This is a genomic window from Helicobacter pullorum NCTC 12824 (assembly GCF_017979475.1).
Lineage (GTDB): Bacteria > Campylobacterota > Campylobacteria > Campylobacterales > Helicobacteraceae > Helicobacter_D > Helicobacter_D pullorum.
In genome coordinates, this window is record NZ_JAERIT010000016.1 from 1 (window position 1) to 12,146 (window position 12,146).

Genomic DNA, 12,146 nt, shown 5'->3' on the forward strand with positions numbered 1-12,146 from the left:
ATTAGAGGGTTGCTCTAACAAAAAATGCAAAAAAGGAAATGGAATTATATCAGCTAAAGCTTAAGGGAAGTTGAAATAGAAAAAATTATGGGGCGATTTAAAAAGCCCCATAATAACTATCAATTTCATCAGGATTGCAACCGCTCATACCTACCGCTAATCCTGCTAATAAACTAACTGCTATTATACTTTTTAAAATTCTTTTCATCTTTTATTCCTTATATTTTAAATTATTTCTCATTTCAAAACCTAATCTTTAAGCTTCAAATAGATAATCAAATTATATTTATTTTTGACAAACACTTGGTAAATCGCCAACAAACCCACGCCTTGCAAATAATCAAAATTTCACTTGCCCAAAAAACTTGCTTAATCCAAAACTTCTATTACTCCATTTAAGCCTATGTAAGCAATGCTTTACTATACTCCACAAAACATTTATGGAGATTTTATGCAAAAGCTCACCCACGAACAAATAGGTATTTTATGGATAACAAGTGCAAGTATCGCTTATGGAATGATGCCGATATGGAGCGTATTTGTGCAAGATAGCGGAATCTCGACAGAATACTTATTGTTATTTCGATTTATATGCACTGCTCTTTTACTATTTTCGTGGTCAATCTACAAAAAAATCTCTCTTAAACTCCCCATGCCTTATTTATTCAAATTTTTCTTTTTGGGCGGAGTGCTTTATATCGTGCAATCTTTTGCTTATCTAGATTCTTTGCGTTTTATCCCTGCTTCTCTTTCGGTTCTGCTCTATCACATTTATCCTGCCATTGTTGCTCTTATTGCCATTATTTTTCTCAAAGACAAAATCACCCCCAAAATGCTATTTTGCCTCATTACAAGCTTTATAGGCTTGGTTGTTATTTTGCAACCTTCTTCGTATCTAGCACTCAATTTTTATGGCATTTTCCTATCACTTGTTGGAGCGCTTTTTTATGGATTATATGTAATTTTTAGCAAAAATCTTGCACAAAAATTTTCTTCTATTGTGTGCAGCTTTTATGTTTGCCTCTTTGCTTCACTTGCCATATTATGCTACATTGTTATTGATTTACCCAACCTCCAAAATATCAAAGCAAATGGAATCTTAGCACTTCTTGGACTTACTTTTGTTTCTACACTTTTTCCTATGATTGCTTATTTTCTTGGAATGTCCAAAATCGGAGTTACAAAAACTGCCATTTTAGGCATGATAGAACCTCTTGTAGGGGTTTTGCTCTCATTGTGGATTTTAGGGGAAAGTCTAACCTTAATACAATGCCTAGGGGCTTGCTTGATATTCTTTGGCTCTATTTTACTCTTTATTAAGCATTAAGCAAATCATTTCTTGCCATTTTTTAAACACTTCCCCAACGCCATACTTTGCATAAATTTCTTGAGTATTTTTTGCAAAACTATCTCTTTTTTGCGACATTTCCAAAAAGGCTTCTAGCAATGCTTGTTTATTTCCCATTTCTACCAAAATTCCATTTTTTTTATTGCGGATAATCTCACTTGGTCCATAAGGGCAATCATAGCTAACAGCTGGAATCCCACACATTAAAGATTCAATTAACACATTACTCAAACCTTCTCTATGGCTTGTGAGTGCAAAAAATTCTGCATTTTTATAGGCATTATAGAGATTTTCCACACGCCCCAAAAAAACAATCTTTGCCCCCAAACTCTCAGCTTGTTTTTGCAAAGAATCTTTACATTCTCCATCACCTGCTAAAAGTAAAGAAAATTTAGGATTCTGCTTGGAAAATTCCCCAAAAACTTCCAACAACTCTTCAAAATGTTTGGTTTTTATCATTCTTCCTGCGCTTAAAATATAAGGCTTATAAATTTCCAAATTTGGCTCACTGCAAACCTCCAAAGAAACAGGATTTGGCATTACACATACATTTTTCAAAAAACGATAATTCTCTAAATCCCCCTTTGTAAGCGTGGTAACTTGATTAGCCAAAGGATAAATAATACGCCGCAAAAACTTCCACATTTTGCTATTATCCAAACTTGCATAAATGCTATGCTCTGTAGCAATCACGGGAATCCTAGCAATTTTTGAAGCAATAATTGCCAAAATGTTGGTTTGATGAATAAAACTAACAGCCAAATCCACTCTAAAACTCTTGAAACATTTTATAAGCCCAAAAATACGCTCTATATTTCCAAATATTCCACGCATTTTAGCAGGCAAAACTATAATTTTCACACGCTTATCCACTTCAAAGAAGCGATTTTCATCACTCCAAAGCACTAAAATCACATTATAAGAATCTACAAAATGGTTTGCTAGAAAACTCGCTACTTTCTCCGCACCACCCATTCTAAGCGATGAGATAACAAAAGCTAGCGTCTTTTTAGTTTGCGTGTGCATTGTGATGAAACTCCACAACAATTTCTTGCAATTTAGCAATAATATCTTGCGTTTTTAAAAGCTCATTAATGTCTTCATTGAGCTTTTTAATATCATAATTTGTGGGACGAGCCACTTGAATGGAGGGATATTTGGTTTTGCCCTCACTCTCGCCAATTAACAACTCTTCATAAAGTTTCTCACCGGGCCTAAGTCCACTAAAAACAATCTCTATCTCATCTTCTTTGCCATAAAGTCTTAGCATATTTTTAGCCAAATCTACAATTTTTACAGGCTCTCCCATATCCAAAATAAAAATCTCTCCGCCCTTAGCGATTGCTGAAGCCTGCAAAACAAGCCTGCAAGCTTCAGGGATTAGCATAAAATAACGCGTAATATCTGGGTGAGTTACGGTAATTGGACCCCCACTTTGAATTTGTGCTTTGAACTTTGGCACAACAGAACCACTACTTCCAAGCACATTCCCAAATCTCACCGCAACAATTTCACTTTCTTTGGGATCGACATTTTGTGCATACAATTCCACAATCCTTTTAGTAGCACCCATCACATTAGTAGGACGCACAGCTTTATCTGTGGATATGATGACTATTTTTGGAACTTTGGATTCTATGGCACAATCAATGACATTTTTACTACCTATAACATTATTTTCAATTGCACTTTTTTGATTGTATTCACACAATGGGACATGCTTATAAGCAGCCGCATGGACAACAATATCTGGCTTTTCTTCTTGCATCAAGGGCAAAAGTCGCTCTTTTTCCAAAATTGACAACATCACAGGACGCAATAATTCTGTTTTATCAAGATTCTTAATCGGAGTTTTTTTAGTTAGCTCCTCTGTAATAGCATAAAGATTATATTCGCTATGCTCTACTAAAATAATTCGTTTAGCCCCAAATTCTACACATTGACGCACAATCTCACTTCCAATACTCCCACCAGCCCCGGTAATCAAAACCTTCTTATTGCGGATAAAAGAACCAATGACTTCTTTATCCAAATCTTTGCTAGGGCGTGAGAGTAAATCCTCAATAGAAATATCTTCCAAATGCCTATCTTCTTTTAGCATAGAGGCAATTTTTATCTCTTCAATCCCCATTTTTGTTAGCTCATTAAACAGCTTTTCTAAAGGCGGTTTTGCGTAAGCTTGTGTAAGAATCGCACTTTTGATTTTATGTTTTTCCAAAAGCTCTTTAAGGGCGGTTTTGGGATAAACTTTGAGATTTGAAATATAACTGCCTTGAGATTTTTCATCTTCATCGATAATAGCTAAAGGATAAAAGGGAATCTCACTATTTAATGCACTTTTAATAAGCGTGGAAGCTTGGGTATTAGCCCCAAAGATCAAAGCAGGCTTTGGAGAGTTTTTAGGGGAATTTTCCAAATAAATTCGCTTTGAAATCCTTATCCCCCCAATTAAAATCCCAGAAATAACGAAATCTATCACAACAACGCTCAAAGGAAACGCACCAAATAAGCCCAAAAAAGAGAGAAGTATAAAAATTCCATAAGCCAAAATATGCGCATAAATAATCTTTAATGCCTCACTTAAACCAAAAAACCGCCATGGCACCAAATAAACTTTAAAAATCCATAATGCACAAACCTTCAAAGCAATCAAAGCACAAAACACCAAAGCAACTTCTTTGCTAAACTCCAAAGGCACCTGAAAACTAAAACGCAAATCATACGAAAGTATCAAAGTAAAATAAGAAACAATAACATCAATCAACAAAAAAAATACAATTCTCTTAGTATTACTTGGACGAAAAATAGCAGATTTTATCACTTACAAACTCTTTAAATAATCTAAAACATAATTTGAAATTTCAAATACAATTTCTTTGTCCATTGCTCCACCACTTGGGAGACAAATACCGCTATTAAACAGCTCTTGACTGCTTCCATCACAAAAATTCATAGAATCTCTAAACAAAGGTTGAAGGTGCATAGGCTTCCACAATGGTCGCGATTCAATGCCTTTTTTTGCAAGAATCTCCACTAGCTCCATTGGATTAGCCCTTGAATGCTTAAACCTCAAAGTTGTTAGCCAACGATTCCCGCGCGAATCTTGCACTTCAGGCATAAATTCAACCAAATCATGGGATAGATTTTCACAATACCACTCAAAAATTTCTCTCCTCTTTGCCACCTTTGCTTCTATCTCTTCTAGCTGTCCCACACCAATGGCTGCACAGATATTACTCAAACGATAATTGTAACCATAATCCAAATGTTCATAATAAGGGAGATTTTCCCTTGCTTGTGTGGAATAATACCTAGCTTTTTGCATTTTGTGCATATCTTTGCCCAAAAGCATTCCCCCACCACTTGTAGTGATGATTTTATTGCCATTAAAGGACAAAGCACCAAACTCCCCAAAAGTCCCTGTATGCTTGTCCTTATAAAATGCCCCCAAAGATTCTGCTGCATCTTCAATAAGCAAGATTCCATACTCCTTGCAAATCTCTACAATCTCATCTAACTTCGCACATTGCCCATAAAGATGCGTTACAATCAATGCCTTAGGCTTTGTTTTTAATTTATCCAAAGCTTCTTGCAATAATTTTGGAGAGAGATTCCATGATTCATCACTATCAATAAACACAGGAATAGCCCCTTGATACAAGATTGGCACAATAGAACCAATAAAAGTAAAAGTGCTTGCCAAAACAAAATCACCTTTGCTAATACCAGCCACCCTCAAAGCCAAATGCAAAGCCGCCGTCCCACTACTAAGTGCCAAAGCATTAGCACTTTTTGTATAATCTTGCATTCTATTTTCAAAGCGATTAACAAACTCACCCAAAGGTGCAATATAATTGCTCTTAAAAGCCTCATCGACATATTTTTGCTCATTTTTTCCCATTTGCGGAGGGGATAAAAAAACTCTAAAACTCATTTTAACTCCTTTTTAGCAGGGTTGCCCACAACTTTTTTAAAAGATTCAATATCATTAATCACGACACTTCCAGCACCAACCAAACAAGAATCTCCAATTTTCTTGCCCTCAATTATCACACTTCCAGCACCGATATGAGTCATCTCTCCTATACTCACACCCCCGCACATTACACTTCTTGGTGCAATATGAGAAAAGCTACCAATGGCACAATCATGCTCTACAACACATGCTGTATTCAAAATCACTCCAACACCAACACTGCTTTTTGCATTCACCACAACATTTGGCATTATCACACAAGCTTCTTTAATGATAGATTCTTCAGAAATAATAGCACTTGGATGAATGATGCTTGGCACCTCAAAACCTTTTTGTTTAAAAAAATAATAAATTTCTTTTCTTAAATGATTATCTCCAATGGCTAATGCAATTTTAATCTCTTTTTGTGAAGAAATTGTTAAAAATTTTTCTTTGGTTATTGCTTCTTTTCCTGCCAAACTTTTTGCACTAGGGGCATCATCAAGCACATAAGCAATCTCTCCACCACAAGCCAAAATCATATCTGCAATTACCCTACCATGCCCACCAGCACCAAAAATTGCAAATCTTTCCATACTCTGAATGCTCCCAAAGTTTTTATAAATTATTTCAAATTAAAAATTAAAGCGTTTTTTTCTTGTAAAAACACTTAACATTTTTTGTTTTTATTTGATAAAATTTCCTTTTAAATTTTAAAATTCATAAATATAAGGCTTTAATTGCGAATAGAAAAGCTCAAAGAAAATGTTTATATACTCCATGGCAAAATGAAAGATATTAGCGATTATTATGATATTAAACTTCTTTTGGAAAAAATGCGTAGAGAGCAGAATATGGAAGTTTTTTTTGATATTCCACAAGCCAAAGAAATTACCTTTTATATCTTGGGGTATTGGTTAAAACTAGCAAGAAAGGATAATTTCAAATTCCACATTTATATTGCAAACCCCTATTTATACAATAACTTTCTCAATATGGGATTAAATGAATTTTTTAAGGTTACTAATGGAGAAATGGAACAATATTTATAGCACTTTTGACCCCATAGCCTTTAATCTCTTTGGAATCCCTGTTCATTGGTATGGCATTATGTATGTTTTGGCTCTACTTGTGGCATTATTTGTAGCAAAATGGATTGCCAAAAAAGATTCTTATCCTATTTCTGATAGTCTTTTAGATAGTTATTTTTTGTGGGTAGAAATTGGCGTGATTTTGGGTGCTAGGCTTGGATATATTATTTTTTATGACCCTTTTACCTCTTATTATCTTACTCACCCTTGGCAAATTTTCAACCCCTTTGATAGAGAAGGAAATTTCGTTGGCATTAGAGGTATGAGTTATCATGGGGCTGTTATTGGATTTTTGATTGCGTCTTTGATTTTTGCTAAAATCAAAAAAATTAATTTTTGGCTTTTTATGGATTTAGTGGGTTTAAGTGTCCCACTTGGCTATGTTTTTGGCAGGATAGGAAACTTCCTCAATCAAGAGTTAGTCGGTAGAGAAACCACAAGTCAATTAGGAATCTATGTTGATAATATCTTACGCCATCCCAGCCAACTTTATGAAGCATTTTTGGAGGGCATTGTTGTTTTTATTGTTTTATTTTTATGGCGCAAAAAAGCAAGTTTTGTAGGGCAAATTGGAATTATGTATGGATTGCTTTATTCATTAATGCGATTTATTGCAGAATTCTTTAGAGAGCCTGATTCTCAACTCGGTTTCATTGCTTTTAATTGGCTTACTCAAGGACAACTTCTCTCACTAATCATCGGAGGATTATGCCTTGTGCTACTTTTTAAACCCAAAGATTCAAAGGGCAAAAATGTCTAATATCTCTTTGCAAAATATCTCCAAACAATACAATTACAAAGCCATTTTAAATGATATTTCACTAAGCGTTCAAGAGGGACAAAGGGTAGCTATTATAGGCAAAAATGGTGCAGGAAAATCCACATTATTGAAGATTCTTAGTGGAGAGTTAGAACCAGATGAGGGCTCTAGGATTCTCCAAGGAAATTTAGAAATCAAACACCTCATACAAAAACCCCATTTCAAAGAAGGACAAAGCGTCAAAGAAGTGATTTTAGAATCCTTAGAAGAAATCACAAAAGCCCGCAAAAAACTAGAAGAAATCGCCAAAGCATTACAAAATACCCCAGATGACAAAGCTCTTTTGCAAGAACACTCTATGCTTAGTGCTTTTATAGACCACCATAATGCTTGGGATTTGGAAAACAAGATTCAACAAATCCTAGAAACTTTTGCATTAAAAAAACTTGAAAATAACTTTGTCAATCTCTTAAGTGGAGGGGAACAAAAAAGAGTAGCCCTTGCTTGTTTGCTACTTAGCAAGCCTGATATTTTACTGCTTGATGAACCCACAAACCACCTTGATGTGCAAATGGTAGAATTTTTAGAAGATTTACTACTCAAAGAAAAATGGACACTCATTTTTATTAGCCATGATAGATATTTCATCGATAGAATCGCAACTCGCATTATTGAAGTAGAAGATTGCAAAATTCGCAATTTCAAGGGCGGCTATGGAGATTATCTAAAAGAAAAAGAAGAATTATTAAAAAGCCTAGCCAAAAGCCATGAAACCCTACTTAAACACCTAAAAGCAGAGGAAGAATGGTTAGCAAGAGGGGTAAGAGCTAGAGTAAAACGCAATGAAGGGCGTAAAGAACGGATTATGCAAATGCGTCAAGCAGCAAAAAGCAATCCCTCTATCATTCGCAAAATGACTTTAGAACTAGAGCGAGAAAAAAAACACTTCAATCAAGAAGACGGAACAAATCGCAAAAAAATGCTTTTTGACTTGCAAAATATCTCTTTTGCTATTGACAATAAAACCCTTATTCAAAACTTCTCAACCCGCATTTTGCAACGCGATAAAATTGCCATAGTTGGCAAAAATGGTGCAGGAAAATCCACATTATTAAAACTTATGCTAGGCAAACTAAAACCCAAAGAAGGCAAAATAGAATGCGGGGAAGTGCGGATTGGATATTTCGACCAACACCGCGAAATGCTAGATGATTCTAAGAATCTCTTAGAAACTTTTTGCCCTTTTGGAGGCGACCATATCGATGTTAAGGGCAAAAGCATGCATGTTTTTGGTTATCTCAAAAACTTCCTTTTCCCCAAAGAGTTTTTAGACAACAAAATTGGCTCTCTAAGTGGCGGAGAAAAAAATCGCGTAGCACTTGCATTGCTTTTTACCAAAGAATATGATTGTTTGATTTTAGATGAACCCACAAATGACTTAGATATCCCAACAATCAATATTTTAGAGGAATATTTACAAAGCTTTGAAGGGGCGATTATTTTTGTCAGCCACGACCGCTATTTTGTGGATAAAATTGCTAAAAAACTCTTAGTTTTCAAAGAAAATGGCGAGATTGAAGAAACCCACCGCAGCTTTAGCGAGTATTTAGAGATAGAAAAAGAACTCAAAGAATACCAAAGCTTTGAAAAAAGCCTACAATCCCCCAAAGAAAAGCCCAAACAAGAAAAACCAAAAACCAAACTTTCCTACAACCAAAAGCGACTTTTAGAGATTCTACCCCACGAAATTGACGCATTAGAATCCCAAATCAAAGCCATTGAATCCAAACTCTACTCCAACACTCTAAGTGCTAATGAGCTACAAGAGCTTTCTTTGGAGCTAGAGGCTAAAAAAGCCTTGTGCGAAGAAAAAACAATGCAATATTTTGAGCTTGAAGAGAAGCAAGAGGGATTTTAATGCAGCCTTTCTCTCACCTAATGCAACAATGGCTTTATGGCAAAGAGAGCTATTATCAAAACCACAAAATAGGCAAAGATGGGGATTTTTACACCAGCGTTAGCGTTAGCCCATTTTTTGGATATTGTATTGCAAATTTCATTGCGGATTTTTTCACAAAACTTCCCCCCCTCCAAAAGATTGCCATTGTAGAAATTGGTGCGGACAAAGGCTATCTCATCAGCGATATTGCAAGCTTTCTAGCCCACAATCCACTTTTTGCAAAACTCAGCTTCCACACCCTTGAACCACTCAAAAACCTCCAAACCACCCAAAAATCCACCTTCTATTCCAAAACCTCCCAAACACTTCACACATTAGATTCCCCCAAAGATTTACAGGCACAAAACTACGATTTTACTTTTTTTATCAGCAATGAGCTTTTGGATTCTTTTGCTTGCGAGCTTTATTACAAAGGGGAAATGGCTTATTTGCAAGATAACTCTTTGCTTTTTGCCCCCGCCCCAAAAGAAATTATAGAAATTGCACAAGCAATGGAGCTAGAAATCGGCGAGATTCCACTACATTTAAAATCTTTTCTTGCCTCCCTTACTCAATACATACCCTCTTTTGCCTTTCTCACTTTTGATTATGGGGATTTAAAAGCGCGCAATGCCTTTTCTTTGCGTTTTTATCAAAACCACACTACCAACAATCTTTTCTTAAATCCCATCTCCAAAGATTATTACCCAAACTTTTTGGAATCCTTTGGCAAAAGCGACATAACCTATGAAGTGCATTTTGGCTATCTTAAGAATCTTTTTAAAGCAATGAATGCAAAAGAACTATTTTTTGGCAGACAAAATAAAATCCTTGTAGATATGGGATTAGACAAAGTTGGAGAATGGTATATCCAAAACTTTGGCTTAGAATCTTTTATGCACCATTCCCCAAAAATTCGCACCCTCATAGATCCAGCATTCCTAGGGGAAAGATTTTTTGGAATCGGATTTGCTAGAATCTAAACAAAAAGGAATAAAATGAAATATTTATGGTTTTTCAATTTACTTGGCATTGCGTTGCTTTTTAGCGGTTGTATTTATCATAATGAATGCGGATATTCTGATTCTTATTGGGATGAAAAAAGCTATTATTATGATTCGCAGGGAAATTACATAGAGGTTTGCCCAGACAATCTTCTTTACAAAGAAGGCAAACAACCCAAAATGCAAGATGAGACTTTTTAATGCAAACCCTGCAATCTATTCAAAATAGACGCAATCTAGCACTAACGCACAAACACATCACACCTCTTTTAGAATCCCTTAATCGCCTAAACAATATCCCCGCAAATGAACTTCAAAATGCCACTTTTAGCCCTAATGACTTTATCACTCTCCACCTACCCTATCTATCCAAAGCTTCCCTAGAGCTTATAACTCATATCGCAAAAACCCTCATTCCTTGGAGAAAAGGACCTTTTTGCATTAATTCCTTAGAGATTCTTAGTGAATGGAATAGTGCTATCAAATACAATTTACTAAGCCCCCACTTAGAGCTTAGAAACAAGATTATCGGCGATATTGGCTGCAACAATGGCTATTATATGTTTAGAATGCTAGAGCAAAACCCCAAGCAAATCATCGGCTTAGACCCTATGCCCCTTTGCAAGTTGCAATTTGATTTTATGCAGTTTTTTATCCGCGATTCTAGACTAGATTTTAAGCTTTTGGGGATTGAGGATTTGCCTTTTTTGGAAATAAAATTTGATATGTTATTTTGCCTTGGAGTGCTTTATCATCGCAAAAGCCCATTAGATTCGATAAAAATTATTTATGATTCTCTTGCAAAAAATGGTGAGGCGATTTTTGATAGCATTATTATTCCGGGCAATGAGGAAATCGCCCTTTGTCCCAAAAATAAGCGTTATGCCAAAATGCCAAATGTCTATTTTATCCCCACGCTTAAAACTTTCATAAATTGGCTAGAATCTTGTGGTTTTAGGGAAATCACTCATATTGCTACACTCAAAACCGGTATTGATGAGCAGAAAAAAACCCCTTGGAGCAACGCACAAAGCCTAGAAGATTTCCTAAATGCCGACCAAAGCAAAACTATCGAGGGCTACCCCGCACCCCAAAGGGCTTATTTAAAAGCCAAAAAATATTAAACAATAACTTTTTGCTAAATAATTTTTAAACTATGTTATAATAATCTATCTCATTAAAAAGGAAAAATTATGAAAAAATTTTTGTCAATTTCAGCTTTTGTCGCATTGCTTGGTTGTCCGCTTCTAGCACAGCCTTATACACTAGATTCTCAAAATTCCAAAGTAGATTTTCAAATCTCACACTTAAAGCTAACCAAAGTCGATGGTAAATTTAAGAAATTTAGTGCAAACATTGACTATGATTTGGCTACAAAAAAGCTCAATATTTTAGAGGGTAGTGTGGAAATCGCCTCTGTGGATACTGCAAACGCCAAACGCGATGAACACCTTAATGCAGCAGATATTTTTGATTCTAAAAAATATCCTAATATGACTTTTAAAATGACAAAATTCGAAGCAGGAAAAATCTCTGGAGATTTAACGATTAAAGGCATTACAAAGCCTATAATCTTTGAAAGCACAGAAACGCTAAAGGACAAAACATTGCAAATCCAAGCAACTGCAAAGATTAAACGCTCAGATTTTGGAGTAGTATGGGAATCCAACCTCAAAGATAGCCTTGTAGGCGATGAAGTAACAATCCTGCTTACTCTAATTGCCAATCCGCAATAAATCACTTCCTGCTTCTTTGAAGCGGGCTAGCCAAAGCCAACCAACATTCAATTTTAATCATTAAATTCAATATTAAAGAGAAGCAAAGATTCTATCATTCTATAAAAGAATCTTTGATAAATGAAAGTTTATCTTTTACAAGAATTTTAAAAGAATTAAATCTCATCTTTTCAATTCAATTCAATTCAATTTAATTTAATTTAATTTAATTTGATTCAATTTTATAATTCTAAGCTTATCTTGTAAAAGAATCTTTAGTATAAAGCTTATCTATAAAAATATCTTGAATAGATTAATCTCGTTTCTAAAGTCT

12 protein-coding genes and 1 pseudogene are annotated in these 12,146 nt (G+C 35.2%); 9 read left to right on the forward strand and 4 right to left on the reverse strand.

Annotated elements, in window-relative coordinates:
• The first annotated feature begins 451 nt into the window (after positions 1 to 451).
• Positions 452 to 1,327, forward strand: coding sequence for a DMT family transporter (locus JJQ98_RS08465; RefSeq protein ID WP_060661934.1), 876 nt, complete (start codon positions 452 to 454; stop codon positions 1,325 to 1,327).
• Here the strand turns inward: JJQ98_RS08465 and JJQ98_RS08470 are convergent.
• From JJQ98_RS08470 to JJQ98_RS08485, 4 genes are read right to left on the reverse strand one after another with little or no spacing between them, the layout of a single operon-like run.
• The gene (locus tag JJQ98_RS08470; protein ID WP_151105319.1) at positions 1,307 to 2,374 is read right to left on the reverse strand and encodes a glycosyltransferase; all 1,068 of its coding nucleotides are present in this window, start codon (positions 2,372 to 2,374) and stop codon (positions 1,307 to 1,309) included. The genes JJQ98_RS08465 and JJQ98_RS08470 overlap by 21 nt on opposite strands.
• The gene (pglF, locus tag JJQ98_RS08475; protein WP_065837201.1) at positions 2,358 to 4,169 is read right to left on the reverse strand and encodes a UDP-N-acetylglucosamine 4,6-dehydratase (configuration-retaining); all 1,812 of its coding nucleotides are present in this window, start codon (positions 4,167 to 4,169) and stop codon (positions 2,358 to 2,360) included. Before pglF ends, JJQ98_RS08470 begins: the two co-directional genes overlap by 17 nt.
• Positions 4,170 to 5,282: a UDP-N-acetylbacillosamine transaminase gene (pglE, locus tag JJQ98_RS08480; protein ID WP_151105318.1), complete on the reverse strand. Its 1,113-nt coding sequence runs from the start codon at positions 5,280 to 5,282 to the stop codon at positions 4,170 to 4,172.
• Entirely contained in the window at positions 5,279 to 5,899 is a 621-nt protein-coding gene (locus JJQ98_RS08485; protein WP_151105317.1) for an acetyltransferase, read from the reverse strand. Before JJQ98_RS08485 ends, pglE begins: the two co-directional genes overlap by 4 nt.
• 144 nt (positions 5,900 to 6,043) lie before the next feature.
• On the opposite strand from JJQ98_RS08485, the gene JJQ98_RS08490 reads away from it, so the two are divergent.
• The 8 genes and pseudogenes from JJQ98_RS08490 to JJQ98_RS08520 all read left to right on the forward strand — a co-directional run bounded on the left by JJQ98_RS08490 (position 6,044) and on the right by JJQ98_RS08520 (position 11,833).
• On the forward strand, positions 6,044 to 6,355 hold the full coding sequence (locus JJQ98_RS08490; protein WP_005023583.1) for a hypothetical protein: 312 nt from the start codon (positions 6,044 to 6,046) through the stop codon (positions 6,353 to 6,355).
• A complete protein-coding gene (lgt, locus tag JJQ98_RS08495; protein WP_151105316.1) occupies positions 6,330 to 7,154 on the forward strand; it encodes a prolipoprotein diacylglyceryl transferase in 825 nt (274 codons plus the stop codon). Before JJQ98_RS08490 ends, lgt begins: the two co-directional genes overlap by 26 nt.
• A pseudogene (gene abc-f, locus JJQ98_RS08500) lies at positions 7,147 to 8,694 on the forward strand (ribosomal protection-like ABC-F family protein); the annotation flags it as partial. The gene lgt and the pseudogene abc-f, both read left to right, overlap by 8 nt.
• The gene (locus tag JJQ98_RS08970; protein ID WP_408609797.1) at positions 8,680 to 9,072 is read left to right on the forward strand and encodes an ABC transporter C-terminal domain-containing protein; all 393 of its coding nucleotides are present in this window, start codon (positions 8,680 to 8,682) and stop codon (positions 9,070 to 9,072) included. The pseudogene abc-f and the gene JJQ98_RS08970, both read left to right, overlap by 15 nt.
• Positions 9,072 to 10,076 (forward strand): SAM-dependent methyltransferase, encoded by a 1,005-nt coding sequence (locus JJQ98_RS08505; protein ID WP_151105314.1) that lies wholly within the window; start codon positions 9,072 to 9,074, stop codon positions 10,074 to 10,076. Before JJQ98_RS08970 ends, JJQ98_RS08505 begins: the two co-directional genes overlap by 1 nt.
• Positions 10,077 to 10,091: 15 nt before the next feature.
• On the forward strand, positions 10,092 to 10,298 hold the full coding sequence (locus JJQ98_RS08510) for a hypothetical protein (RefSeq protein ID WP_005023577.1): 207 nt from the start codon (positions 10,092 to 10,094) through the stop codon (positions 10,296 to 10,298).
• Positions 10,298 to 11,221: a tRNA 5-methoxyuridine(34)/uridine 5-oxyacetic acid(34) synthase CmoB gene (gene cmoB, locus JJQ98_RS08515; protein WP_151105313.1), complete on the forward strand. Its 924-nt coding sequence runs from the start codon at positions 10,298 to 10,300 to the stop codon at positions 11,219 to 11,221. The genes JJQ98_RS08510 and cmoB overlap by 1 nt, the downstream gene beginning before the upstream one ends.
• A 69-nt stretch (positions 11,222 to 11,290) precedes the next feature.
• Entirely contained in the window at positions 11,291 to 11,833 is a 543-nt protein-coding gene (locus tag JJQ98_RS08520; RefSeq protein ID WP_054198657.1) for a YceI family protein, read from the forward strand.
• The last annotated feature ends 313 nt before the right edge of the window (positions 11,834 to 12,146 follow it).